Annotated in this window: 23 protein-coding genes; 14 read left to right on the top strand and 9 right to left on the bottom strand. The window is 68.7% G+C overall.

Going from position 1 to position 25,912, the window contains the following annotated elements:
• The 4 genes from AOQ37_RS37835 to AOQ37_RS37820 form a co-directional block, all read left to right on the top strand.
• A partial coding sequence (locus AOQ37_RS37835; protein WP_159401445.1) for a hypothetical protein occupies positions 1-758 on the top strand: 758 nt, incomplete at its 5' end.
• Between the two features lie 109 nt (positions 759-867).
• The gene (locus AOQ37_RS39455) at positions 868-1,509 is read left to right on the top strand and encodes a helicase associated domain-containing protein (protein ID WP_234437153.1); all 642 of its coding nucleotides are present in this window, start codon (positions 868-870) and stop codon (positions 1,507-1,509) included.
• A 695-nt stretch (positions 1,510-2,204) separates the two neighbouring features.
• Complete coding sequence (locus AOQ37_RS37825) at positions 2,205-2,807, top strand: hypothetical protein (protein WP_062651711.1); 603 nt, start codon at positions 2,205-2,207, stop codon at positions 2,805-2,807.
• 673 nt (positions 2,808-3,480) lie between these two features.
• Positions 3,481-3,912 (top strand): hypothetical protein, encoded by a 432-nt coding sequence (locus tag AOQ37_RS37820; protein ID WP_062651719.1) that lies wholly within the window; start codon positions 3,481-3,483, stop codon positions 3,910-3,912.
• Between the two features lie 177 nt (positions 3,913-4,089).
• Here AOQ37_RS37820 and AOQ37_RS40700 read toward each other — a convergent pair whose 3' ends face one another.
• A complete protein-coding gene (locus AOQ37_RS40700) occupies positions 4,090-4,413 on the bottom strand; it encodes a thioredoxin family protein (protein WP_062651709.1) in 324 nt (107 codons plus the stop codon).
• Positions 4,414-4,846: 433 nt separating this feature from the next.
• On the opposite strand from AOQ37_RS40700, the gene AOQ37_RS37810 reads away from it, so the two are divergent.
• Together AOQ37_RS37810 and AOQ37_RS37805 are read left to right on the top strand one after the other, a co-directional pair.
• A complete protein-coding gene (locus tag AOQ37_RS37810) occupies positions 4,847-5,794 on the top strand; it encodes an alpha/beta hydrolase (protein WP_062651707.1) in 948 nt (315 codons plus the stop codon).
• A gap of 122 nt (positions 5,795-5,916) precedes the next feature.
• Positions 5,917-7,689, top strand: coding sequence for an MOSC and FAD-binding oxidoreductase domain-containing protein (locus AOQ37_RS37805; RefSeq protein WP_062651705.1), 1,773 nt, complete (start codon positions 5,917-5,919; stop codon positions 7,687-7,689).
• 24 nt (positions 7,690-7,713) lie between these two features.
• On the opposite strand, the gene AOQ37_RS37800 is transcribed toward AOQ37_RS37805, so the two are convergent.
• Positions 7,714-8,088: a DoxX family protein gene (locus AOQ37_RS37800; protein ID WP_062651703.1), complete on the bottom strand. Its 375-nt coding sequence runs from the start codon at positions 8,086-8,088 to the stop codon at positions 7,714-7,716.
• 116 nt (positions 8,089-8,204) lie between these two features.
• On the opposite strand from AOQ37_RS37800, the gene AOQ37_RS37795 reads away from it, so the two are divergent.
• Positions 8,205-8,702 carry a MarR family winged helix-turn-helix transcriptional regulator gene (locus tag AOQ37_RS37795; RefSeq protein WP_062651701.1) on the top strand — a complete coding sequence of 166 codons (498 nt, stop codon included), beginning with the start codon at positions 8,205-8,207 and terminating at the stop codon, positions 8,700-8,702.
• Between the two features lie 64 nt (positions 8,703-8,766).
• Here the strand turns inward: AOQ37_RS37795 and AOQ37_RS41960 are convergent, their stop codons facing one another.
• Positions 8,767-9,726 carry an AraC-like ligand-binding domain-containing protein gene (locus tag AOQ37_RS41960; protein ID WP_062651699.1) on the bottom strand — a complete coding sequence of 320 codons (960 nt, stop codon included), beginning with the start codon at positions 9,724-9,726 and terminating at the stop codon, positions 8,767-8,769.
• 245 nt (positions 9,727-9,971) lie between these two features.
• Between AOQ37_RS41960 and AOQ37_RS37785 the strand changes: the two genes are divergently transcribed.
• From AOQ37_RS37785 to AOQ37_RS37775, 3 genes are all read left to right on the top strand, one after another.
• On the top strand, positions 9,972-10,838 hold the full coding sequence (locus tag AOQ37_RS37785) for an alpha/beta fold hydrolase (RefSeq protein ID WP_062651697.1): 867 nt from the start codon (positions 9,972-9,974) through the stop codon (positions 10,836-10,838).
• A 390-nt stretch (positions 10,839-11,228) separates the two neighbouring features.
• A complete protein-coding gene (locus AOQ37_RS37780; RefSeq protein WP_062651695.1) occupies positions 11,229-12,329 on the top strand; it encodes an NAD(P)-dependent oxidoreductase in 1,101 nt (366 codons plus the stop codon).
• Between the two features lie 462 nt (positions 12,330-12,791).
• Positions 12,792-13,259: a nuclear transport factor 2 family protein gene (locus AOQ37_RS37775; protein WP_062651693.1), complete on the top strand. Its 468-nt coding sequence runs from the start codon at positions 12,792-12,794 to the stop codon at positions 13,257-13,259.
• A 55-nt stretch (positions 13,260-13,314) separates the two neighbouring features.
• Here the strand turns inward: AOQ37_RS37775 and AOQ37_RS37770 are convergent, their stop codons facing one another.
• Entirely contained in the window at positions 13,315-16,080 is a 2,766-nt protein-coding gene (locus AOQ37_RS37770) for a helix-turn-helix transcriptional regulator (protein ID WP_063781243.1), read from the bottom strand.
• Between AOQ37_RS37770 and AOQ37_RS42255 the strand changes: the two genes are divergently transcribed.
• The 3 genes from AOQ37_RS42255 to AOQ37_RS37755 all read left to right on the top strand — a co-directional run bounded on the left by AOQ37_RS42255 (position 16,023) and on the right by AOQ37_RS37755 (position 19,926).
• Entirely contained in the window at positions 16,023-16,760 is a 738-nt protein-coding gene (locus tag AOQ37_RS42255; RefSeq protein ID WP_374701579.1) for an SsgA family sporulation/cell division regulator, read from the top strand. The genes AOQ37_RS37770 and AOQ37_RS42255 overlap by 58 nt on opposite strands.
• A 107-nt stretch (positions 16,761-16,867) precedes the next feature.
• The gene (locus AOQ37_RS37760) at positions 16,868-18,337 is read left to right on the top strand and encodes a dihydrolipoyl dehydrogenase family protein (RefSeq protein ID WP_062651688.1); all 1,470 of its coding nucleotides are present in this window, start codon (positions 16,868-16,870) and stop codon (positions 18,335-18,337) included.
• 1,037 nt (positions 18,338-19,374) lie between these two features.
• A complete protein-coding gene (locus AOQ37_RS37755; protein ID WP_062651686.1) occupies positions 19,375-19,926 on the top strand; it encodes a tellurite resistance TerB family protein in 552 nt (183 codons plus the stop codon).
• A gap of 211 nt (positions 19,927-20,137) precedes the next feature.
• Here the strand turns inward: AOQ37_RS37755 and AOQ37_RS40695 are convergent, their stop codons facing one another.
• A complete protein-coding gene (locus AOQ37_RS40695; protein ID WP_159401444.1) occupies positions 20,138-20,293 on the bottom strand; it encodes a hypothetical protein in 156 nt (51 codons plus the stop codon).
• A gap of 793 nt (positions 20,294-21,086) precedes the next feature.
• Here AOQ37_RS40695 and AOQ37_RS40690 point away from each other — a divergent pair.
• Positions 21,087-21,455, top strand: coding sequence for a hypothetical protein (locus AOQ37_RS40690; RefSeq protein ID WP_159401443.1), 369 nt, complete (start codon positions 21,087-21,089; stop codon positions 21,453-21,455).
• Between the two features lie 323 nt (positions 21,456-21,778).
• On the opposite strand, the gene AOQ37_RS41705 is transcribed toward AOQ37_RS40690, so the two are convergent.
• The 4 genes from AOQ37_RS41705 to AOQ37_RS37735 all read right to left on the bottom strand — a co-directional run bounded on the left by AOQ37_RS41705 (position 21,779) and on the right by AOQ37_RS37735 (position 25,803).
• Positions 21,779-22,063, bottom strand: coding sequence for an NUDIX domain-containing protein (locus tag AOQ37_RS41705; RefSeq protein ID WP_234437151.1), 285 nt, complete (start codon positions 22,061-22,063; stop codon positions 21,779-21,781).
• Positions 22,064-22,365: 302 nt separating this feature from the next.
• A complete protein-coding gene (tpg, locus tag AOQ37_RS37745) occupies positions 22,366-22,923 on the bottom strand; it encodes a telomere-protecting terminal protein Tpg (RefSeq protein ID WP_062651684.1) in 558 nt (185 codons plus the stop codon).
• A 5-nt stretch (positions 22,924-22,928) separates the two neighbouring features.
• Positions 22,929-25,040 (bottom strand): telomere-associated protein Tap, encoded by a 2,112-nt coding sequence (gene tap, locus AOQ37_RS37740; protein WP_062651682.1) that lies wholly within the window; start codon positions 25,038-25,040, stop codon positions 22,929-22,931.
• A gap of 352 nt (positions 25,041-25,392) precedes the next feature.
• Entirely contained in the window at positions 25,393-25,803 is a 411-nt protein-coding gene (locus tag AOQ37_RS37735) for a VOC family protein (RefSeq protein WP_234437150.1), read from the bottom strand.
• Positions 25,804-25,912 lie beyond the last annotated feature (109 nt).

Genomic DNA, 25,912 nt, shown 5'->3' with positions numbered 1-25,912 from the left:
AGCAGACCCAGCACGACGCGATCGCTTGTGGTCCGCCGGTCCGGAAGCTCTTCCGGGACGTCATCGCCGATGGTCTGCCGGACCGAATGCCGCTCCAAGCGGCGATGCTGTTCGACTCGGAGATCGATCCCGCTTGGGACGACCGGACCTTCCTCGCCGAGTTCTACAACGAGATCCTCCACCAGGACACCTGTCAGCCCTACACCGCCGACGGCCTCGTCCTGCTCGCGGCCCTGGCGGTTGACGAGCGCGTTCCCGCTCGACAGCGGTTCGAAGCCGTCGGCCTGCTGTTCCGCGCCGCCACCGTCGCCGAGCGCCACCTCGCCGAGAGCTGGCCAGCCGCCCCGCAACATGCTGATCCCGACAGCGAGGCCCGGGCCTGCAACGCAGTCCTATTGCACACCCCTGATCTGCTGGCTCGCTGGTCAGGCGAGTGCTTCGCAGTTCGGCTGGCTCTCGCTGGCCTCGCCGTCGTCTTCCCGACGGACCGCACCCTGCCCGCCCTGACAGCGCGCCTGCACACCTTCATCAACCAGCACCGCCATGGCACCGACATCGGTGACTACCTGCGATTCGTCATCGTGCTGGCCGCCCAAGACGACAGCCAGACCCTCGCGGTGACCGAGAAACTCACTGACGCCTACTGGACGGGCACAGTGCGCGGAGCGCCGACACGGGCACGAGCTCTCCACCTCCTCGGCCAGATGCTGACCAGGGTCGGAGCCGGACTCACCCGCCCAGCGCCGACCGGGCAGTGACGCCCCGCGGGCGCTGCTAATTCTCGTGAACATTCGCGGGCGTCAAGATCCGCAACTGCTGCCCAAACCGGCGGACAAACGCTGCCCCTAGAAGTGAACAAAGCCAGACCTGGCCTCCTTCGACCCCCGCGAGGCGGCCGTCTCCCGCTCCCGCCGCCTCGGCCTCGCCGCCGCCCAGTCCTACCGCGACCAGTACGGCCACCTCGACGTCCCCGTCGACCACATCGACCCCTCCGGCTACACACTCGGCACCTTCATCACCACCATGCGCGACGCGGTGAAAGCCGGCCGCCTCGAAGCCGACTGGACCGCCGAACTCGACGCGCTCGGCATGATCTGGGACAAGCACGACGCCGCCTGGCGCTCCCGCCTGGCAGCCGCAGCCGACTACCACCGCATGCACGGCCACCTCGCCGCCCCCACCACCCCCGTCGGCGCCTGGCTCGCCGAACAACGCCACCTCGCCACCAGACACGAACCTGACACCGCCCGCGCCGACGCCCTCACCGCGCTGGCCCCCGACTGGCGCCTGCCCCACGGCGCGGACTGGCACCGCAAATACCACCTGCTGCGCGCCCACCTCGCCACCGGCGCCGACCCGGCCACGCTCACATCGGCATCACCTATGGCCACGGCACCCTGCTCCTCATCGAAGACGCCGTTCCCGAAGAGCGAAGGGCCCAACTGCACGATGCCCAGTAGGAAGTCGCGGTCACAGAGCAGAACCACCAGGTCCAACACGCCCGGCTGACGTTCTACCGAGACCTCGTCGAACAGGGGCCGACCGCGCTGCGGAGAAACGCCACAGCAGAGACGCGTGAGCGCCCTCTCGGCGCCCGCAGGGTGGGCCCAACGGACAGCGGCCGGGACCGCGTTGCAGTTGAGCTGACACTGCGGCCGCCCGGCCGGGCGGACCACACCCGCAGCCCGGCCGCGCACCATCACTAGGACGCCGACCGCTCCTGGAGACCACCCCGCGGGTGCGGGGGTGGTCCACCGTACGAGCCGATCTTTCGCCGGTGCCCTGCTATATCCCTGGAATCTGACAAACCGGTCCATCTGTCTGCGGGTGGCCCGCCGCCTCGCAGCTAGCCAGCCGCCCGGTCCCATCCCCACGCACACGACAAAACCACCATCATGCACGTCAACCCCGACGCGACGAGGGCAAAGGGACCAGGGAACTCGCCGACGCCCGTGCCGACCACCTGCGCGAGGTGACCGAGTGGGCGCCCGGGCAGCGTGCCATCTTCACTCCGCAGTCCGACGGGGTGATGCGCGAGTAGAGCCGCTGACTGCTCGTGAGCCATCGCGCACCGCTTACGTACCGCCTGTGACGCAAACTCACTTTCATCACGAACAGGTGAAGTTTCCCCCTTGGGTGCAACCACACAGTGCCTACACAAGTCGCACACATGTAAGTCACACACAATTTGCCTCGGGGACAACATGAGCCAGCAGTACCCGCACCAGCAGCCCAACCCGCAGCAGCCGTACCCGCCGCAGGGCTACCCGCAGCAGCAGTACCCCCAGCCGGGCTACGGAGCCCCGATGCCCCAGCCGCCGAAGAAGCGCAGCGCCGGCAAGATCGTCGGACTCGGATGCCTCGGCGTCATCGGCCTGTTCGTCATCATCGGCATCGCGGCTAGCGCCGGCGGCGGCGACTCCACGGACACCAGCAAGAAGGACAAGGCCGTCGCCGCCACGTCCGCGTCCCCCAAGGCCGAGGCAGACCAGGACACGCCGGCGAAGGAGGAGGCACCGGCGGAGAAGACCCAGGCGGAGGAGTTCCAGGCCTGCGTCGCCAAGACCGGCACCCCCACTGAGAAGGCGGCCATCAAGCACGTCACGAAGGTCACTGGTGCCGACAAGCGCAACGACATCCTCGACGCCCCCGAGGTGTTCACGGACTACAGCGGCGGCCTCATGGGACCGCACCAGGGCGAGGGCAAGCTGATCGCGAGCGCCTTCACCTCGTGCTACGAGTCCGACAACGGCTTGGTGACCGTGTACGACAAGGACGGCGAGATCCTCGCCAACGCCAACTACTGACCGCCACCACGTCTCGTAGCACACTGACCACCAGGCCCCGCCGCGCAATCCCCCGTCGCGGCGGGGCCCTTCACTACGCCCCTGATCTCGGCGGGTGGTGGCGCCGACGGAGGTCATACGCCCGCAAGGCGGCGGCCACCACCATTGCCTCAGATGACGGCAGTCAGAGCCCACCAGGACGAAACCGCGTGGCAGAGCCTGCACGCCCCGCCTGGTGGAGGTGGTGCGGGAGGTGAGGGCCTGGGCCACTCGCGCGGCGGGTTCACCACCAAGCTTCACCTGAGCGCGGACGGCTGCTGCCTTGCCCGCTCTTTGATCGTCACCCCAGGCCAGCGAGGACTGCACCCAGTTCAAGCCTGTTCTGGAGAAGATCCGCGTCCCGAAGTCCGGCCCAGGCAGGCCACGCAAGACGCCGGACAGTGTCGCGGCCGACAAGGCCTAGAGCAACGGCCCCTGCCGCGAGTACCTGCGGCGCCGGGGTATCCGGCACACCATCCCGGAGAAGACCGACAGCCAGACCGCTCGCCTGCGCAAAGGCTCACGCGGCGGACGACCACCCGGGTTCGACGAGGACCGGTACAAGAAGCGCAACACCGTCGAACGGGAAGGAGCCCCGACGGCTTCGGGTCCCAAATCGATTGCCTCGGTACCCGGCACGGTGTGACATGTGGGCATGAGCAGAATGGCGCAGGTCATCGTGTTGGCGCGGTACGAGGACGAGGTGATGGAGCCGCTGACGAGGCCGGACGAGGCCCGCACCTGGCACGGCTGCTTCGTGCACATTCCCTGGTTTGTAGGGGGTTGGCACATCGAGTTCGAGCGGTGGAACCGGCGCCGCGGGGTACTCAAGGACCTGGAATCCCTGCCGTGGAACGAGCCCGCCTGCGTGCAGGTCATGCTCCACGACGAGGACGACGACCTGTTCGGTCTGTGGATGTTCCGCGACGGGGTCCTCGTCGAGGTGGGCATCCCCGGCACCCAGCGGGTGCACATTGCTGCCCCGCCGCGGGAAGCGGACCCCGGCTTCCTGGTCCGGACCGGCCTGGGCAGGGGCGAGGACCGGCACTCACCAGAGCACGTACAAGACCCGCGGTCATGCTGGTGACCCGGTCCCGACCGGGGTCGGGCAGGTGCTGAAGTGCCATTGCTGACCCTGCGCGGGGCCGGACGGGTTTCATCTGGCTCTGAACATGATCGACCGGGCGTGAACGCCTCGGACAGCCGCTCGGCGATCCGTTGCCTGACCGGCAGCGGATCCCACGGCGACAGCGTGGCGGCATGGTCACAGCAGTGCGGTCAGCTCACGCAGGATCAGCGGTGCAGGTGCCGCACCGTCGATGCGGTGGACCTGGCGGCCACCGCACAGCAGCACCAGGGTGGGCAGGAGCCAGACCTGGTAGTGGACCGCCAGTTCCGGTTCCCTGTCGACGTCGATGCACACGATCTGCACCCGGTGCGTCAGCGTCTGCGCGATCTGCCGCAGGACGTCCCGCTGGTGTTGGCTCTGCGGATCCCAGGCCGCCCGGAAGCAGACGAGTACTGGAGTGGTGGCGGTCAGCACCTGCAGGGCGAAATGCGCACCGGTGGTTGAGGTGGTGACACCCATGGCCCTCCTTCGACGAACCACAGTGGCGGCCCTCTGAGCCCTGCGCGGGAGGCCGAGCTGCACGGGCCCGATGGGGCGGGTGAGACAGATACTCAAACCCGTCACAGCCGCCCGCCTTGACCGACCGCGCACTCTCGGCATGCCGCTGAACGCCCAGCCCAGGACGTGGCAGCCGCAGCAGCCGCCGCTATGCGGGCATATCGGTTGCCGTGCGCGCAGACGCATCACGACGGTGCGCGCATCGTCATCCGGGCCGGGGCTGGCTTCCTACGCTGCGAAGGGCCGGATATTTCCTCCCGCCCCGTCAGGGCATCTCGGCGAAGCCAGGAGGGGTGAGAAGGCCCGGTCCGGCCCTCGGCCGGTGTGCCGTCGCCTGGCACCAGACGGCGCAGACCACCAGCCGATTCGCATTCAACCGCAAAGGATGGACATCATGACCAAGCTGATTCTCGAGCCTGCTGCGCAGGAGATCGCCGATGCGACGTCGGTTCCGCCCTTCCTCTACGAGCTGGGCCCGGAGGGAGCCCGCAAGGTCCTCGACGACATCCAGGCCGCCCCCGTCGACCAGCCGGAGGTGACCGAACAGTGGGTGACGGTGCCGGCCGACGTGGGGGAGGTGCGGGTACGCATCGTCAAGCCGGTCGACGCAGGCCGGGGGCTGCCCGTAGTCCTCTACGTCCACGGAGGCGGCTGGATCCTCGGCAACGCCGGCACCCACGACCGCCTGGTGCGTGAGCTCGCGGTCGGCGCCGATGCGGCGGTCGCCTTCGTCGAATACGACCGTTCACCTGAAGCCCGCTACCCCGTCGCCCTGGAACAGGCCTACGCCACTGCCCAGTGGCTCATCCGCAACGCAGACGAGCACGGCCTGGACATCTCCCGCCTGGCCGTGGCCGGCGATTCCGTCGGTGGCAATATGACTGCTGCACTGGCCATCCTCGCCAAGCGGCGCGGCGACGTCACCTTCATCCACCAGTCGCTGTACTACCCGGTCACCGACGCCGCCCAGGACACCGACAGCTACCGCGAGTTCGCCGATGGGCCGTTCCTGACGGCTAAGGCAATGGCCTGGTTCTGGGACGCCTACACCACTGACCCCGGCGAGCGCGCACAGAGCACGGCCTCGCCGCTGCGGGCCGGCCTGGACGAGCTCGCCGGACTTCCGCCGGCCCTCGTCGTCGTAGACGAGAACGACGTGCTGCGGGACGAGGGCGAGGCCTATGCCCGCCGGCTGACCGAGGCAGGGGTGGACACCACGAGCATCCGTTATAACGGTGTCATCCACGACTTCATGATGCTCAACCCTGTTCGTCCCACGAACGCCGCGAACGCCGCGATCGAGCAGGCCATCCGCACCCTGCGGACGGTCTTCGGACACTGACCCGCCTCACGGGGCACCTGGGCCGGCCGCTTCGGACACAGCGCCGGCCCAGGACACCCCTGCTTCCCGCCCCGGCTGCGGTCAGCGCGGGACGGACCCCTTTGCTGCACGGAGGTGCGGACATGGCACGCCTGGTATCGGTCAATGTGGGACTGCCCAAGGAGGTCGCGTGGCGCGGTGCGAGCGTCCACACCGGCGTGTGGAAGGCACCGGTGTCCGGGCCCCGTACGGTGCGCCGTCTCAACGTCGACGGTGACGGCCAGGGCGACCTCGCCGGCCACGGCGGCGAGATGCGGGCAGTCCTGGTCTACCAGCTCGCCTCGTACCGCTACTGGCAGCAGGTCCTGCAGCGCGACGACCTCGCCCCGGGTCACTTCGGGGAGAACTTCACCGTCGAGGGTCTTGCCGACGACGAGGTCTGCATCGGTGACCGCTACCGCATCGGGACGGCCGTCTTCGAGGTGACCCAGCCCCGGGTGACCTGCTACCGCGTCGGGCTGCGGCTGAACGAGCCGCGCATGCCCGCACTGCTGGTGACCCACGGCCGGCCGGGGTTCTACCTGCGCGTGCTCACCGAGGGCGAGGTGGAAGCCGGGCAGGAGATCGTCAAGCTCTTCGACGGGCCGGGCCGGATGACCGTCGCGGAGATCGACGCCCTGCTCTACCGCCCGCCCCACCCCACCGACCGGCTCGAGCAGGCCCTGCGCATCGAGGCCCTCAGCCCGGGCTGGCAGCAGTCCTTCACCGGCCTCCTCAACCAGGCCCGCAGCGGCGCCCCAGCGCAGGCCGGGGCGAACGCGGGCTTGAACTCAGCCGGCGCCACCCGGCCCGCCTGGGAGGGATTTCGCCCCCTTGAAGTGCGCCGCATCGACGAAGAGACCCCCCACCTGCGCTCGCTGTGGCTGGCCGATGCCCACGACCAGCTGCTTCCCGCCGCCGTACCGGGCCAGTACCTCACGCTGCGCCTGCGCCCCACGGGCGAGCCGCCGCTGGTGCGCTCCTACTCCCTGTCGGGTCCACCCGGCACCAACCAGTACCGCATCACCGTCAAACGCGAAGCACAGGGCGCGGCCAGCACCTTCCTGCACACATCCGTCAAGGTCGGCGACACCCTGGACGTGGCGGCGGCCCGCGGCACCTTCATACTGCGCCCCGACAGCGGGCCGCTCGTCCTGGCCTCCGCCGGCGTGGGCGTCACCCCTGTCCTTGCCATGCTTCACGCCCTGGTCCAGACGGCGTCGCCCAGGCCGATCTGGTGGCTGCACGGCGCCCGCAACCGGCGCGAACACGCCTTCGCTGAGGAAACAAGCCGTCTGCTGGCCCGTCTGGAGCACGCCCGCACAGCCATCTTCTACAGTCGTCCCGCACCCGCCGACGCCCTCTTCGGCCCTGCCCCGGGAACCGTCACCGGACGGCTGACGGCCGACGCCCTTGACGCCCTGGACGTGCCGAAAGACGCGGACGTCTACCTGTGCGGGCCCACGGCGTTCCTTGAAGAGATGACTGCCGCGCTGCTCCAGCGCGGCGCCGCTGCGGCGCGCCTTCACACCGAGACCTTCGGCGCAGGGCCGGCCCTGACCCCCGGTCTTGCGCCCGCCGCGCCGCGTACGCCGCACGCCCCGCCCGGCCCCGCGGGTGCGGGCCCCGCCGTGCGGTTCGCGCGCAGTGGCCTGAGCGCCGCCTGGAGCAGTCGCTACGGCAGTCTGCTGGAGTTGGCCGAGGCCTGCGATGTGCCGGTGCGCTGGTCGTGCCGTACCGGGGTGTGCCGCACATGCGAGACAGGGCTGATCGACGGTGGCGTGCGCTACACGCCCGCGCCCGTCGAACAGCCGCCCTCCAGCAGCGCCCTGATCTGCTGCGCCCAGCCGGCCAGCGATCTCACCCTCGACCTGTGAGCCCGCCGCCTGCGCCGCGCGGTTTTAAAAGGCGTGCGGGCCGAAGCGGCCCCAGGCAACCACGGCAGCCAGGACGAGGAGCACGAGGTTCACGCCGATCAGCGGATACTCCTTGCGGCGCGCGTGGACCGCGGCCGCACCCGCCATGGTCACCGCCAGGCCTGCGGCTGCCCACGCCACCAGAACCGGCGCCACGTCCAGGGCCGCAGGCAGTATCAGGCCGAGCGCGCCCAGTACCTCCACGGCGCCGATCGCCTTTACGGCGCCGGGCGCGAGGTCTGCGGCCCAGCCCATGCCGGAGTCGACGAGCTTCTCCCGGGGCTGGCCCAGCTTCATCAGACCTGCCAGCAGGAACAGAACAGCAAGCAGGCCAGCGAGGGACCACAGGGTGGCGTTCATCAGGTACGTCCAACTTTCATGACTTGAATTTTCAAGTCAACTTAGATTCATTTCACTTGAAGCGTCAAGTCAATCGGATGTGAGTGTGGGTTGAAGCGTCAAGTTAGAATGGCGGTATGGCGCACGAACCCCGCTGGCTTGACGCGCAGGAACGGCAGACCTGGCTGTCCCTGGGCGCGATGCTCATCAACCTGCAGAGCGCCCTCGATGCGCAGATGCAGCGCGACCAAGGCATCAGCCACTTCGAGTACCAGGTGCTCGCAGGGCTGTCCGAGGCAGCCGACCACACCCGGCGGATGAGCGAGCTGGCCGGCCTGGCCAACGGCTCCCTCTCCCGCCTGTCCCACGTCGTCAAGCGGCTGGAGCGGCTGGGCTGGGTGCGCCGCCTGCCCGACCCCGACGACGGCCGCTACACACTGGCCGTGCTGACCGAAGAGGGCTTCGCCAAGGTCGCCGAAGCCGCCCCCGCACACGTCGAGGAAGTACGCCGCCTGGTCTTCGACCCCCTCACCCGCGCCCAGCAAACCACCCTGCGCAGCATCACCGAGCGCATCAATCGCGCCGTCGATCCCGACCGCGACGAACCGGACCGACCCCCCCGACCGCCGCAGTGACCCACCACCGTCTACTGGCCGGCGGACAATCGGGGCGGCAGCGCGCTTCCGCGCCGGTGAAGTTTCAGGAGGCCAACTGCTGCCAGTTGCTCGGCGGGACGCCGTAGGCGTTGCGGAACAGGCGGCTGAAGTGGGCGGGGCTGGCAAAGCCCCAGCGCTGGGCGACCGCAGCGACGGAGAACGCGCCCATGCCGCGGCGCAGCTCGCGCCGGCACTCCTCAAGCCGCCTCTGGCGGATGAAGCTGCTGACCGTGCTCTGCCGCAGCTGGAACAGCTTGTGCAGGTAGCGAACCGATATGTGGTGCGCCTGCGCGATCGCCTCCGGAGACAGGGCCGGATCCGACAGATACGCGTTGATGTACGCCTCGACCCTGTCTACCAGCGCCTGCTGGGCGGGGGTGAGAGTGTCAGGCGGGCCGCCGATCCGCTCGTGCAACAGCGTGAACAGCAGGTCCGCCGCATGGCCCGCCAACCGGGCGCCCGCGCTGGGTGAGCAGACGGAGGCTTCCTCGGCGAGCGCAAGCAGAAAGGGGATGAACATCGCCCCCAGCCCGTAGTCCCCGCGGATGACGGTGGCCGTGAAGCGGCGCAGGTCCGTCTCGCTCAGCCCCAACAGGGTCTGGGGGACGTTCAGCACCCGCTGTTCCTGCAACGAGCCGTCCCCCGTCACCGGGGTGGTGCGGAAGGGCCGGGTCGTGTCGTACAACACCAGGTCACCGGGGGACAGGCAGGCCTCGCGGCCGTCCTGCTCCACCGTGCTGCGGCCTGTGACCTGTAGGACAACCAGCACATATGGCTGTTCGTCGCGGTTCATGTGGCGCTTGGTGCGCAGGCAGTTCATGGGCGTGGTGAGCACCGAGCTCACCCGGGCCGGGCCCAGGCCTACAGCTGAGATCCGCCCGTTGAACGGGCGGGTGTCGGCCGGTTCCAGCAGCACCGGCAGGAAGGACGCCATCAGTTCCTCCCGCCAGTAGGCAAATCGGTCCGGCTCCGGAAGGGCATCGGTGGAAACCGTGAGCATCATGATCGGCTCCGCGGGCTGAGGTGCGTATCGAAGAGCACGCAACGATGCTTTCGCGCCACCGAGTCCGCGTCATACGTCATGTGACTGTCCGGTTCCGTCAGGGGCAAGACGGCGTGCACCAGCAGGTAAAACCCCCTCCTCACCGGCTCTTACGGTCGGGTCATGCCCCGCGGGCGCAACAGCGGCGATCCAAGCCTCAGAGCCGTCTTTCGCCCGCCCCGCACGAACCCCCTTCTGGAGCTGTCATGGTCCCCGTCCACCACCGCACCGCAGACATCGCCGGCCAGCGCGTCTTCTACCGGCAGGCCGGCCCCGCCAGCGCTCCTGCCGTCGTCCTCCTGCACGGCTTCCCGACCAGCTCGCACATGTTCCGCCACCTCATCCCCGCGCTCGCCGACCGCTACCACGTCATCGCCCCCGACTTCGTCGGCTTCGGCCGCTCTTCCGCCCCGCCGCCGCACGACTTCGACTACACCTTCGAGCAGCTCACCGATGTCACCGAAGCTCTGCTCGCGCACCTGGGCGTCGACCGGTACGCGATGTATGTGCAGGACTACGGCGCACCCGTCGGCTGGCGGCTCGCCCTGCGCACCCCCGACAAGATCACCGCCATCATCAGCCAGAACGGCAACGCCTACACCGACGGCTTCGTCGACTCCTTCTGGGACGGACTGTTCGCCTACGCCCGCGACCCCAACCCCCACACCGAGGCGGCCGTGCGCCATGCCCTGAGCAGGGACAGCACCCGCTGGCAGTACCTCAACGGCGTGGGCGATCCGAGCCTGGTGAGCCCCGACACCTGGAGCCACGACCAGGCCCTGCTCGACCGACCCGGCAACGACGTCATCCAACTGGATCTCTTCCGCGACTACATCACCAACGTCGACCTATACCCGCAGGTCCACGACTACTTCCGCACCAGCGAGGTGCCGCTGCTGGCGGTCTGGGGCAAGGGCGACGAAATCTTCGGCCCTGACGGGGCGCACGCCTTCCGCCGCGACCTGCCCGACGCCGAGATCCACCTCATCGACTCCGGCCACTTCGCTCTGGAAAGCCACCTGGACGCGATCACCGGATACATCAGGGGCTTCCTCGCAACCAGGCTGCCCTGATCTGCCGAACTCTTCATAAAGCTGCACCACGGCAACAGCGCCCAGCACCGCTGATGAATCGCGACACCCGGACGTGAGGAGCACGGACGGGCCGGGAGGCCACTGCTCGACAGCCGCACCATGCGGCCGGACTACCCGCGAGCAACCCGACCGGCTACGGCGAAGACCAGCACAGCAGACGCACCCGCCCGGCCCCCAGCCCGATGCCGGCAGCACGCGACTGCACCGGACACCGCCTTGTGCGCTGGCGGCCTGGTGCCGACGCACGGACGGACAAGTCATCTTCACCACCCGTCCTAGCGTGAAAGGACGAGCGGTGAAGACGCCCTCGGGAGGATGCATTCGAGCGGGCACGCCGGGACGGTGAGAGCGTTGGCGAGAGTCGTATGCGTGCTGTTTCCCGATCCGGCCGACGGCTTCCCGCCACGCTACCGCCGCGGGGGACTGCCCGGGCTGCAACAGTCCGCCCGTGACGGTGCCAGGCCCGCCCCCCATGCGGCGGACTTCTTACCCGGAGAACTGCTCGGCAGCGTCGCCGGCGCCCTGGGGCTACGCCGCTTCATCGAGAGCGCGGGCCACACCCTCATCGTCACCACCGACACCGGGCGTCCTGGAGGAGCCCTCGACCGGCACCTGCCCAGCGCCGACGTCCTGATCTGCCAGCCGGCATGGCCGGCCGGCCTGACCCGCCAGCGCCTTCAGCGCGCCCGCTGCCTGCGCCTGGTCATCACCGCAGGCAGCGGAGCGGCGTACCTCGACCTCGAAACGGCGGCGGACCTGGACCTGACCGTCGCCCATGTCGCCGACAGCGACTACATCAGCCAAGCAGAGCACGCGGTACTGCACACCCTCGCTCTCATCCGCGACGAACCCGGACCGCGCCGCGGCGCGCCGCCGAGCCTGGCCGACCACGCGGCCCGTTCCTACGACCTCCAAGGACTGCACGTCGGCCTGGCCGACGCCGGACTCGCGGGCCAGGCCGCCATGCACCGCCTGGCCTCTTTCGCCGTCCACCTGCACTACACCGCTCCCCGGCATCTGCCGGCACCACTCGAGCAGCGGCTGCGCGCGGCCTACGCCCCCGACCTTCCCGCCCTGGCCGAACAGTGCGAGGTCCTGCTGCTCATGGCGCCCACGCCCGGCCAGCTCCCTCACCCGGTCGACCGCAACCTGCTGGATCACCTCCGGCGCGGAAGCTACCTGATCAACTGCGGCACCCCCGCTGAGCGCGTCGACACGCCCGCCGTCCACCGCGCCCTGGCCACGGGCGAACTGGCCGGATACAGCGGAGCCCTAGCCCACCCGCCCGCCTCTGGCCTCCCGCACCTGGCAGATTCGCCCGGCGCAGGGACCGCCACCCTGTCGGCGCAGAGCCGCTACGCCGCCGGGGTCCGGGAGATCCTCGACGCGTTCTTCGACAGGCGCCCCATCCGTTCCGACTACCTGCTGCTGCCGGGCGGCAACGCGAAGCAGACGGACGACAGAGCCTGAGAGCCCTCTGGAGGCGACGACCGCGGCCTGCCACCGTCGCTCGCCTATCCGCCGACGCTCTGCGCTTCGCTCCCGAGTACGCCCGCTTCCGGCCACCGGGACCCCGCGTCGACCCGGCCTGCGCCCTCCGTTGGTTTCGCGCACCCGAGGCCACCGCACGGCCGGAAAGCCGACCCGCTGAGAGGGACAGCCGGCAGGCGCTGGGCCTGCTGCTGGCCGGCGTCGTCCGGTCACCGGGCAAGTGGCACAGGTCATGCCGTGCGCAGGGGGCACACATGGACAAACGGCCGTGCGTCAGCGCGCAAACACCCCATGCGCTGCTGGCTACGGTGGTGGTGCCGGGCGCTCCTCACCCCCTCTCCCGGGGCTGGGAGGACGCCTCTACCGGCACTGATCCCGCCTAGTGCACGGGCACGGCGGCCGGCGCGGTGCACGCTGCGTCCCTAGTCGAGGAGAGATCACATGAGCCAACGCCCCCCGTTCCCGCCCTTCACGCGGGAGACGGCCATCGAGAAGGTCCGCCTTGCCGAGGACGGCTGGAACACCCGAGACCCGCAGAAAGTGTCGCTCGCGTACACCAAGGACTCCCGTTGGCGAAACCGTGCCGAGTTCGCCAACGGCCGCGACGAGATCGTCGCCTTCCTGACCCGCAAGTGGGCCCGCGAACTGGACTACCGGCTCATCAAGGAACTGTGGGCCTTCGACGGCAGCCGCATCGCTGTCCGCTTCGCCTACGAGTGGCACGACGACTCTTTCAACTGGTACCGCTCCTACGGCAACGAGAACTGGGACTTCGATGCCGACGGACTGATGCACACACGCCATGCCTGCATCAACGACCTGCCCATCCGCGAGTCCGACCGTCTCTACCACTGGCCGCTCGGACGCCGTCCCGACGGCCACCCCGGGCTCAGCGACCTCGGCCTGTAGCCGGCTACCGTCCGCGGGGATGTCCTCTCGGCCCCGCGGACGACTTTCGCACACCTCACAGCGCTGTCCCGCCACCGAGCCCCGCTGACCTCAAGGCGTCTCCCAACGCCGCACGCGAGGTCACACCCAGTTTCGGGAAGACGTTGTACAGATGGGTACTGACCGTCCGCGGAGACAGATCCAGCTGTGTGCCGATCTGCTTGTTGGTCAGTCCCCGCGCCGCGAGCTGCGCGATAAGGATCTCCTGGGCCGTCAGACCGCCACCCGGCTCCGGCCGCCGCACGGCGCTCACCGCACGCCCGGCAGCCCGCAGCTCCCCCGCCGAGGTGTCCGCCCACCGCTGAGCGCCCAGCCGATCGAAGATCTCCCACGCCAGCTGCAGACGGACCGCAGCTTCCTCACGCCGACGCGCACGCCGCAGCCGTTGACCGTAGGCCAGCAGCAAACGGGCCTGCTCGAACGGATACCGGTCCGCCGACTCCATCGACAGCGCCGCACGAAAGCGGGCATCGGCCTCTTCCTCGGAAGCACACAGCGCGGCTGAACCTTCCACGAGCAGGGCCAGATAAGGAGAGACGCGGTCAAGTCCGATGTCCCGCGCCCCGGCCAGGTGGACGCGCGCCTCATCGAGACGGCCGCAGCGCACTGCGGCTTCAATCCAGTCCAACAGACTCTGGTGAACGAAACGGTCCCGTACGGGCAGCGGCCGCACCGGACTGGTGCGCGACATCAGCTCGAATGCGTCGTCGGCCCGCCCGTCGCCCAGCACGGCGAGGCCGCGGATCCACGTCGTCACCGTACGGATCAGACCGATTCTGCGCGGAGCCGCCCACCGGTCCGCCTGCACAGCCAGACGGACAGCCTGCTCGCTGTCTCCCCGGTGCGCGGCAATCTTTCCCAGCTGGCAGGTGAACAACCAGTACAGCAATTGAAATCCGTGTCCGTGGGCCAGGTCCCTTCCCTCCCGCGCGAGCTCGTCCGCCTGTGGCCAATTGGCGGTCTGGATCTCCTGGTGGGTCAGCACGAGCAGCAGCGTCAGACGCGTGCTGATGACGCCTTCCTGGCGTTCGGCCTTCAGCAGCCGGAACAGACGGTCACGGATGGGTTCCATGGCTCCCACCACGGAAGCGGGAGCACACAGCGCCACCACCGTGCGCGGCATCTCGTCTTCCGGCAGCCCTGCAAAGATCCGCAACAGGCGCTGCCGTACCTGCTGCGCCGTCTCGGCGGGGCGCAGCACGACATCCACAGACATCTGCGTCACTTCCGACGGCGCCTGGGGGAGTGCGGCGAGGGCGGCGTCGAAGTCCGCCCATGCTGCTGCCCGCGAGGCGTACTGGCAGTTGTACAGCAGCAGGTTTAGTGTCTCGTCGAAGCCGTTGACGTCGGGGCTGATGACGGTCGGGCTTTCCGCCAGGGCCCGATGCAACAGCCGCAGCGAGCCGTCCAGGTCGCCGGAGCACTGCAGGAGTAGGTAGGCCTGCGCCGTGCGTGCGGTACCTGCCGCCTCAGCGGGATCGGCGTGAGCGTGGCGGGCCTCCGCCAAGAGCTGCTCGGCATACTGCACCATACCGGTCTGAACTGCGGTGTAGGCGGCTTCGGTGAGCCGTCGCGCACGGTCGGCCGGCTGCTCGCTGAGCTCAGCGGCCCTTGCCCAGGCCGCCACCGCGATGGCTGACCCGCCCTTCTCCCACGCCCGTCGGCCGGCCGCTTCAAGGTCGGCAGCCACACTCTCATCCGGCTCGACGGTCGCGCCTGCTCGATGCCACGCACTGCGGTCGGCGTCATCTGCCACGAACGCTGCCAGGTGCCTATGCGCCTGCCTGACCCGCGACAAAGGTGTCGCCTCGATCAGCGCGGAGCGCACCAGAGGATGGCGGAACGTCACCGCATCCCGGGCGGACACGAGCAGACCCGCCTCCGCGGCAGGCTTCCACAAGCCAGGCTCGCCGACGGCGTGCCGCATATACAGCGGCTCCAGGGCCGCCAGCAGCAGCCCCCACTGCACGTCCTGAGGAAGCTGCTCGGCCCGCCCGGCGAAGACCGACTGCAACCGGTCGGTCAGCGGCAGGCGGTTCTCCAGCGCCCAGGTCGCGCGCGGCTCGGTGAGCGCGGCAGGCAACTCCAGCAGCGCCAGGACATTACCCGCAGCTTCCGCGCAGACTCGCTCCCGAACGTGCTGCGCAAGGTCGGGGAAACGGGTTCGCAGCAGCTCCATGGACGCCGCCGTGCTCAGCGGCTCCAAAACAAACTCGTCAAGATGTTCCTGGTCGATCGCGCACGCTGCCCCGCTGCGGGCCGCCAGCAGCACACTCACCGGCAAAGTGCGCACCCGCCTGGCAAGAAAGGCCACGACCTCGGTACTGGAGCGGTCCAGCCACTGCACATCATCGATGACGACAAGGACAGGCTGCTGCTGCGCCGCCCGCCGCAGGAGATCCACCGTCGCCGAGCACAGCACAAAGGGGTCCGCCACCCCTCCTGCAGTTGCACCGAGGGCACCGTCCAGCGCGTCCCGATGCCCGTCGGCCAGGTGCCTCCTCAGCGGTTCCAGCGGCAGCAGCAACTGGTGCAGGCCGGAGAAAGCCAGCTGTACTTCGCTTTCCGCCCCCGTGACCCGCAGCAGGCGCACGCCGGCACGCTCCGCATGGGTGACCACCGAATCCAGCACGGCGGTCTTCCCCACGCCGGGCTCACCACGCAGGAGGCAGGCACGACCCGACCCGGCCTGGGGCAGCACCCGCGACAGCTCGGCCACCGTCTGTGAGCGGCCCACCAGGGAAACATCCGGACTGTGCGCGGCAGGAGTCGGCCTGGTCATGGCGGCCTCGCGATCGTGCAGGGAACGCTTGTCCGGATTATCCCACCTCGACCGCTCCCGCCCCCGGGCAGAAGCACCTTTGTGACAACCGGGCACTGCCGTGCCGTCCTGGACAACCCGACGTGCACGGTCAGCAACCCACAACCGCGCACAGCTGCCTACCGTCTCTCACAGCGCGCCATGGTCGCGGGCTGGCAGACCGCCCGCCTCGGCTGCGCGAGACAGGAGCAGGTCCGCACCTGTGCACCACCCCCGGAGACCGTCATGACCTTGTTCAACAAGCCCCCGCACTGCCCGCACGTGCATCAAGACCCCGTACAGGCCGCCGCTCAGGCGTTCCTGGCGGGCACAAACGGCCCACCAGTGCCCTTCACTGTTCAGCTGGCCTACCACTGCACGGACCCCTACGCAGTACAGATCCGCTTCCCGCCCCCCCGGGCCAGCCCATCCCACCGACCTGGACGTTCGCGCGCAGCCTGCTCGAGGAAGGTCTGCGGGTGCCCGCAGGCGAAGACGACGTCGAGCTGCACGGTGCGGAACACATCGCGCTCGTGCTGCTGTCCACCCACAGCCTGCGCCGTTTCCTCGCTGCGGCCTACGAGGTGGTCCCGCCGGGCGCCGAACACCGCCTGCTCGACCTCGACACCGAGCTCGCCGGAATCCTCGATGAAACAGCGTGATCCCGACTCATCCCACCTACCCGGACGACTTCCAATTCCCTCATTGAGCAAGCACCCCAAGCCCATGGACACACCACGCCTGGGCCGGCCCCCCTCAGGAGCGCATCATGGCCGCATCAGTGAATCCGGACCGTTCGCAGTGGGACGTGATCGTGCTCGGCGGGGCCGCAGCTGGCGAGAACGCCGCACAGTACGCCACCCAGTACTCGGGCCTGTCCGCCGTCATTGTGGAAAGCAACCTGCTGGGCGGCGAGTGCTCGTACTGGGCGTGCATGCCCAGTAAGGCCCTGCTGCGCCCGGTGGAGGTCATCGACGCGGCCCGCAGCCTGCCTGGCCTGGCCGCCACCCTTGACCCACAAGCCGTGCTCGGTCATCGCGACACCGTCATCCACCACCTTGACGACACCTCCCAGGTCGACTGGGCTCTGCAGAGCGGCATTGACGTCGTACGCGGATACGGGCGCCTGGCAGGTGAACGCACGATCGACGTCGCCCTTCCCGACGGCACGACCCGAAGGATCACGGCCCGGCACGCCGTCGTCATCGACACCGGTTCCCGCCCCTTCCTGCCGGATATCGATGGCCTGCCCGCTGCGCTGCCCTGGAGCTCCCAGGACGTCACCACCATGCGGGAGGTACCCGGCCGGGTCGTTGTTCTGGGCGGGGGAGTGGTCGCCTGTGAGGCCGCCACCTGGTTGCGCGGCCTGGGCGCCGAAGTGACCATCGTCCACCGCAGCACCCGGCTGCTCACCCGCCACGAACCCTTCGCAGCCGCTGAGGTCACCGACGAGCTCCGACGCAGCGGCGTCCGGCTGCTCACCGGGCGCAGCGCAACACGCGTCCAGCGCCCCCAGGCCCAGGCCACCGGCCGGGGACACATCCGCGGCGGTGAGGTCCACCTGACCCTCGACGACGGCAGCGAACTTGCAGCCGATGAACTTGTCGTTGCCACCGGACGCACCCCCAACACCACCGACATCGGCCTGCCCGCCGTAGGCCTCACAGCTGGCGGATACCTCCACGTCGACGACCACCAATGCGTCCAGGGCACAGGCGGCGGCTGGCTGTACGCCATCGGCGACGTCTGCGGCCGCGCGCTGCTCACTCACATGGGCAAGTACCAGGCCCGCATCGTCGGCGAGGTCATCGCCGCCCGCGCCACCGGCGCCGGCGAACTACCGTCCGCTGCGCAAGGACACCGCGGCATGCCCCAGGTTGTCTTCACCAACCCGCAGATCGGCAGCACCGGCCTGACCGAACAGCAGGCACGCGACGCCGGCCTCGACATCGACACCGTCGAATACGACCTGGCCGCCCTTGCCGGCACCTACGTGATGCGCCCCGACTACCGCGGTCGCGCCAAACTCGTCATCGACCGCACCGACGACACGATCGTAGGAGCCACATTCGCCGGCGCAGGCATCGCCGAACTCGTCTATGCCGCCACCACCGCGGTCGTAACACGCATCCCGCTGTCCGCGCTCTGGCACGTCGTGCCCTGCTACCCCACAGCCAGCGAGGTCTGGCTCCGCCTGCTGGAGACGCTCCGCCAGCAGCGGACCGACCGCGAGCGATAGAGGGGTCCAGACCGGCAGCAAGGCGCCGACTACCAGCGGGCGATTCTTCGCCAGAGCGCGCGCAGTACATGGGAGGAAGGGCGGGACGCCGACGCCGGCGTCCCGCCCATGGCAGATGACCCCTGGTCCCCCCCGTCGGAGGCCGGGAGTCATCAACCCCCGCCGAGGGGTTACGGCCGTTCCCCGGGCCCGGATTCACGCAAAGCGGCCATCACTTGCGGGGCGCCCGGGAGCATCCTGGCCTCGTGGCAGGACCTCAGACTGTCTGCTGTGGACAAAGGCAGGGGAGAGCCATGTGCGTTGACGGGTTGCAGCCGACTGCTGCTCTACTGCGTGTGTCCAGCGTGCGGGCGGGCGAACGCGTGACCATCCCCGTGGCAGGTGAAGTCGATCTCGGGACGCTTCCCCGCCGCTCAGGGAGGCACTGGACAACGTGAACAGCGGTGCCCGATCCACCCTGGGATGAGCGTAGCGGTTCGTACCTGCGTAGCCGCAGGACCATGATTTTTCGCGCCGGCATTTTCTGCACCGGAACTGCTCACGACCGAAGTCGTGCATCCTGGCCAGCGAACGAGGACGGGCCTATCAGTGCGGCCAGGAGGACGGGACAGTCGGCGGCAGTGAGCATGGCTCCCCGACTACTGGCACAAGCCGGTACCGCCTCCCCGCACCCTCTGCCCCTCAAGTCAGGCAGCCCGTGCGGCGCGAGAACTGGGTGATCCACCCCGAGTGGATGCGCGTTCCCGCTGTGCAGCGGTAGGGCCCGTCGGTCGCCACGACGTTCCTGCCGATGCCTGGCAGCGCTTCAAGGCTGGGCGGTCATGCTGTTCACCTCGTTGGAGAGCTCGGTGTGGCGGTGCAGGTCCCGGTAAAGGTCCTCCAGGTCGGGGACCGGGAGGTCGGCGGTGGTCCAGCGCGGTACGGGCCGCGGTGGAGGTCATGGAGGGCAATCTATGCCGGGGCCCGCTGTGGAACCTTTTCCGGGGCGGGGCCGTTGCCGGGGTGAAATCGATCAGACGAGTACCGAGGTGACGGCAATGGCACTGTTCGACCGGCTCAAGGACCAGGCCAAGAGCTTGCAGCAGCAGGCGCAGGGCGGCCGCGGCACGACCGTGGGGCATGGTTCGCGGACGGGCTCGCACGGTGGGTCCCGCGCCCAGCTGGTCGGCCTGCTGAAGAACCAGCTCGGCTCGATCAAGACCGAGCTGAAGAGCGGTGCGTACCGGGACGCGAGCATGGCGATGTGCGCGCTGGTCGCGGCGGCTGACGGCCATGTGGACGCGTCCGAGATGCAGCAGATGGAGTCGATGATCCTTAGCAACGAGGTGCTGCAGAACTTCCCGCCGGAGCAGCTGCGTCAGCGCTTCCACAAGCACGTGGAACAGCTCACCCGCAACTTCCCGCAGGGGAAGGCCGAGGTGATGCAGGACATCGCCAAGGCCGCCAAGAAGCCGACCGAGGCCCGCGCGGTGATCCAGACCGGCATCGTCATCGCCGGCGCTGACGGGCACTTCTCGCAGGCGGAGCAAATGGTCCTCCAGGAGGCCTGCGTGGCACTGGGGCTGAGCCCCGCCGAGTTCCAGCTCTGACAGCTCGACAGCTCTGACAGGGAAGCGGCCGCCGACGCAGGGGGAGTGCGTCGACGGGCCGCTGTCCGAGTCGTTGTCGAAGTAAGGCTGGCACTTGGCCTGGAACGTGCTGCCGTTGTGGGGCAAGGGGTCAGAACACCCGTGCCGGCGCTGCCTGCCAGGTTGACCGTCGGAACGGGGCGGGCCCGGTGTGCTCGTTCTGCTCGCCGGCCTACTTGGTGACGGGCTGGAAGGCGGTCATGATGAGGTACAGCGCGTAGGAGACTGCGCTCTCGAAGGCGTAGTTGACCCACTTCTTGTTCCCCGTGTCGGCGTTCGCACCTTGTACTGCGTTAGGGACCGCCACGCCCGGTTCGAAGTCCCCCACGGGCGTCGTGGTCGGCTTCGCGGCCGGGCCAGCGATGTGATGCCGAGCCGCCGAGTCGGCGGGCTCACCGTCGAGTTCACCGATATCGACTACATCAACTTCGGGCTGTTGTCGTGAGGTCAGGCCAGCCGATCCGGGCCGGGACCGATGAGCCGAAGCACGGTAGTTGTCACATAGGCAGTCTTGTTGTCACCTGCGAGGTGCGGCGCCGGAAGGTCTCATGAGCCGTGACACGCTAGTTGGAACCTGGTCACGAGAGTTGGAACCAGTCCGGCCGGCGCCGACTAGGCTCACCTCCATGTCCGCGCCAACCCCCGACCCTCGCATGCAGTCCTTGATCAACCATCTCCGGCCGGGGGCCGTGAGAACAGTGAAGGTCACCGGGTTCGACGGAGCGGACGTCCTGGTGCAGCTCGTAGATGCCGAAGGAGGGGCGGCTGAGATCGGTCGGGTTCCTCGACAGGAAGTGTCGATGCGTCGGATAGGGCCGCCTGGCATTTCCGGGCCCCCTGGGGGTAAAGGCCTTGACGAGACAGAGGAAATGCGTACCATTCTGTTCTGCGAGGGCTGATCTGCCCTCGGCGACACAGTTACACCTACGAGATGGCGAACCGTGCGACGGCTCGCCATGTTGTCGTTCTGGCGACGATGTACTAAACTAGTAGCAGCAACGGAGGAGAAATTAAGGCGCGCTCGCGCCCTAGTCCTGGCATAGCTCTGCCCGGGCGAGCAGAAGGCTCGTTCCCGGGATTTTTTATACCCAAAATTAGGAGTTAAATTGAATGTTATCGGCATGGCCAAGCAGAAGAGCGTGATGACTGTGGGCAGCAATGACCCTGCTGGCCGTACCATCGAAGTGGCGCCTGACCTGGTCTTTTCTGATGATGCCGAAGGAGGGTTCCGACAGGTCGGAGGTGAGGTTCGCGTCTCTTCCAGGAGCGCCGAGGAGAGGGAAGGCCGTGCGGGGCGGATACAGCAGAGAGTGGCGTGGTTGACCCTCGCGGCAGCAATCATCCCCTTTATTCTTCCGTTTATCGTTCCTTCCCCTGCTGATGAAGGAAAGGTACAGGTCAACGTATCCGTTGTAGTTGTCGAGAATCATTTTGTAGTGAACCCAGGGTATTTCGTATCGGTTCGAACAAAGGGTGTAACGTCGAAGTAACTGGAACAGCCTTTTCTGTCATGCCGCCGAGCGCCGCTCGGCGTTTTTGTTTGTCCTTTTTCACGGGGAGGGGCTCCGGCGGCCGGGCGCCCCTCCCCGCCGTGCGCCTGGTGGCAGCCTGCGTGGCAAGCCTGGTTGTCACCAACGAGGCATCCGACTTGTCACGGGCGCTCATTCAGCAGTCTTTCCGTCACTGAGTCTGAGCGTGGCAGGCATGGTCAGGATCCCGTGGGCCGGCGGAACGTCAGATACCGGCTGAAGGTTTTCGTGGCTGTCGGGGGTGAAGCGCCATTTGAGTAGGGCCGATCGCAGCTCGGGCTCGGTCAGCCAGCTATGCAGGCGACCTCATCGGGAGCGGGGACCACGGCGTCCGGCACTACGGCTTCGTGCACGCCGAGCCAGTGAGGGCTCAAGCCGCTGCTGTTGATGAACGTGAACAGCAGGCGCGGCAGCGCATGAATGCCCAGCTCTTCGGCCAGCTCCCTCGCGGCAGCCTGTTCGTAGGACTCGCCGACATTTGCGGCGCCACCGACCTCGGCCTCGTAGAGCCCGGGGAAGCGGGATACCTGCTCCGACCGTCGGTGGATGAGGGATCCGGTGACGCTCATCACGACACACCGTCACGGCGACTCGGTGCAGTCATCCCTCCCGGATGGCCTGCCGGGGGCTGACCACCACCCCCAGCACACGATCCTGATCGTCGACCATGCTCCACCAGTTCATCCACGACGCACACCCTGGCAGAGCCCACTGGCAATGCCGCCTCTCCGAGTCCGCGGAGGTCGACGACCCAGAAGAACCGGAAATAGGAGGCCGGACACGGACGACCACAGTTGTCGACCTCAGACTCAACCGCCCACAACACCGTCGGTGACAACCAGCCTGCCTAGGTGGCAGCGCAGGTGGGGGGTCAATAGTCGAGGTCGAGGTAGTCGATGTCGTTGAGGGTGACGTCGGAGAGTCCTGCGGCGCGGGCTCCGCTGTCCTGGAAGTACACGTCTTTGAAGCCTTCGGCGATGATGGCGCGCATCTCACGGTCGCTGGCTCCGGCGTCGCGGGCGTCGAACAGGCGTTGTGCGTAGGCGGGGGGCAGGTGGACGGTGAGGCGGCGGAAGCGTCCGTCGTCGGTGGTGCCGACCGGTGCGGTGTAGCCGAACCGGGCCCGCGTCTCCACCGTGACCCCACCCGTGGTGGCGGCCTGCCTCTGCCGGCGTTTGCGCACCAGTGGCTGCCAGCGGGCCTGTACTGCGTCGTCGATCTTCGCGGCCACGTCAGGGCGGGCGTGTTTGCGGGCGCCGCGCCGGTAGCGGTTGACGGAGTCGGCGGTCACCCCGATCTCGCGCGCGACGGCGCGGGCGCTGCCCAGTTGCCTGAGCAGAAAGCCGACCTTGCCCTTGAGGGTCTTGGGCGGCTGGCGGGTGAAGCTCTCGCGGTCGGCCCGCTCGATCGCGTCGTCGATCTCCCCCACAGCGCCTATTCTCCCTCGTCCAGGACGGCATCGCCGCCCTTGATGTGCCGGGCGGGGTTGTAGCCCTGCTCCATCAGGTCGACCGCCCACAGCATCGACTGGACGCCCTCCAGCTTGGCCAGGCCCGGCGTGGGTCCGAGGCGGAAGGCGCCGGGCTGCGGTTTGCCGGATGCGGCATACGGCAGGAAGTCCAGTGGCGAGGCGCCGGGGGAGGGGTAGACGACGCAGTCGGAGAGCACGGCGAGGGGGTGCAGGCCGGTCAGCTTGACCATGTTGGTGAGCTTGCGGTGCATGTTGACGCGGGCTTTGGAGATGACGGCGGCGCGGATGTCGGGGCGCCAGGTGGGGCGCTGGAGGGCCGGCCACCGCTCGCCCTCCTTGTAGCGCTTGCCCTGCGGGCGCTCGCGGAGCTTGCCGATGCCGCCCTTGACGGTCGCCTTGATGGCGGCGAGGACGGCCGCCATCGCGGGGTCGGTGTCCTTGTGCCGCTCCATCGCGGCGAGGAACTGGCGGTCGTCCAGGTCCTTGGTGACGCCGAGGTCGGCGAGAGTGTCGACGTAGGCGGTCTTCAGCCGGTCGTGCCACGGGTCCAGATACGCCCCGGTCTCCCGCCGCAGATACCCCTCGATCGGCGTCACGTTGTAGCCGAGCTCCTGGGCGTAGGCGACGGTGTGCGTCTGATACCAGGCAGGTCCCGTCGGCCGCGTACCGTCCGGCGTGAACGGCGACGGCAGACGCGGGTCCACCTCGACGTGCGACAGATCCACCAGCCAGGAACCGGGAATCTTCGGATTGAACTTCGGGCCCACGAAGTGGTCGGGGGCGGACAGACCGACGACCAGGCGGGCCGCGGCGGCAAGGAACGCGGTGTTCAGATCCAGGCCGACCGCGAAGGGCAGCGTGCACTCCTCATCCGTCAGCAGACTGACGTCACGCACCCACTGGTACGCCTCCTCGTTCAGGAACCCGCCGCTCCAGCCGGATTCCACGACGACGGGATGTTCGGGGGTGGCCTCCGGCGGCGCCGGGTCCATCGGCTCCGTCCCCAGCGAGCCGGGGTTGTGGCCGGGCACCCAGTTACCCGTCTGCGGGTCCTGCACCGCGCGGGTGGGCGGCCGCATCGCCGTCATCAGCTCCAGCCCGGACACGGCCGTCGACCCTCGCGGGGTGATGACCCGCTGGGCGTACACCCCCAGGACGCGGGCGACGTCGGCCGGCTCCATCTCCGCAACGCCGGGCCACGCCCGCTCGTCGAGGGCGTCCCAGGACAGGACCGCCAGCTGCACACACTGACGCTCGCGCCCCTGGACCTTGCGGTAGATCCTCGCCCACGGCCCGAATCCGCGCTGGGTGAGCCGCCACTTCGCCTTCACCACCTGCTTGACCACCGGATGATCCTCCGGCAGCCGCAGAGAACGGCGCTGCTCGTGGCCCTCCAGGCGCTCGGGGAGTCCGAGTTTCACGGCGGCCGCGGCGGTGAGGACGATCAGCGGATCGGAGTCCTTGCCGTTGCGGTGCAGACGCGGCGCGCCGAGGCCGGACTCGTGCAGCGTCCACTCCACCAGCTCCACCACGCTTGTCGCGGGGCAGTCGAGCACGATCCCGTCGACGCCGTACGCGCTGCCGTCACCGTCCAGGACCGCGAGGGGGCCGTGCGGGAAGCGCGGGTCGGCTGCGGGCTGCGCCGCCTTCTTCGCCGCCGGCCGCCGTGATGCCGCGGCCGGCCGGGTGGCGGGGGGGCGCGCCGGCGCCGCGGCCGGAACGGCGGGAGCCTGCCGGGCGTTTGACGGTTCCACCCCGGACGCGGCCGGCTCAGCCGGCGCCGTTGCGGCAATCGAGACCGCCGGAGCTGCCGGGGGGGTGCCGGGGGCGGGATACTTCGCCGCCCATCCGTTGAGCAGTCGCTGGTAGGCATCCAGGCGCGGCGACTTCGGCTCGCTGCGGCCGTTCTCCCAGTTCTTCACCGACTGGGTCGTGGTCTTCAGCGCGGTGGCGAGGCGGGCCTGGGTGATCCCGGCGGCCTCACGCAGCCGGGCACGCTCCGCCGGAGGCGGCAGATGCGGCTCCTCGTTCAGCAGAGCATCGACGGACGCGAACAGCTCTTCCTCAGATGCCATGACCGCACCTTCTTCATCCGACAGGAACGTCGCTTATCTATAAACTTACCCCATGGTTTAGCCCGCAATGCCCATCCCCGGAGCACTGTTCCTCATGCCGCTGGTCGCGAAAGCAGTCGCGAGGGTGTGGCAGCAGGCAGGGACGCCGATGCGCGACGCGGGGTCCGCTACCACCAGCTCGGGCTCTCGGTTTCCCCGGGCTCCCGCCCCCTCCAGTCCCGTCGTCATGAGGGCATGGCTGCCAGCGCTCACACATCGGTGGCGTCGACGACCTCGCGCTGTACCGGGAGAAGTTCCGGCGTAGCCGGCCCCACTCGTGGAATTGTGCGGCCGCCGGCCCGAATACAGGCTGTCAGGCACCCGGGCCGGTGCGCACGAAGAGGCAGAACGGGTGGCCCGCCGGGTCGCACAGGACGCGTACATCATCCTGAGGCTGGAAGTCCGTCATCGTCGCCCCCAGGGCAAGAGCATGCTCGACAGCTGATGACAGATCGTTCACTTCGATGTCCAGATGCATCATCATCTGCTGCTCGAACCGTGTGGACGGCCACCGCGGGCGGGTGAAGAGCGGCTCTGTCTGGAACGAGAGGCCGGCCCTGCGGTCGGGCGGAGCGATCTCAACCCAGCCGGGTTCCTCCTTCCGTATCGGCCACCCGAGCAGGTCCTGGTAGAACTGCGCCAACTCGCGGGCGTCTGGTGCATCGAGAGTGGTCGCTGCCAGCGTGAAAAGCGGTTGAGTCTGCATACAGTGCTGCTGCCCCAACGGCCCCGGATCTCCTCCACCGAACCCGAGTCACGGACATCGGGCATCGGCCGCCGACCACCGACCGCGGCGCGGCACAAGACGCGATCTGCCCATCAGCGGCGGCCCA

Origin of the sequence: Streptomyces maremycinicus (assembly GCF_001184025.1) — a bacterium.
GTDB classification, from domain to species: Bacteria; Actinomycetota; Actinomycetes; order Streptomycetales; family Streptomycetaceae; genus Streptomyces; species Streptomyces maremycinicus.
The sequence above is the reverse complement of the archived record's forward strand: the minus strand, read 5'-3'. Positions and strand labels throughout refer to the sequence as shown.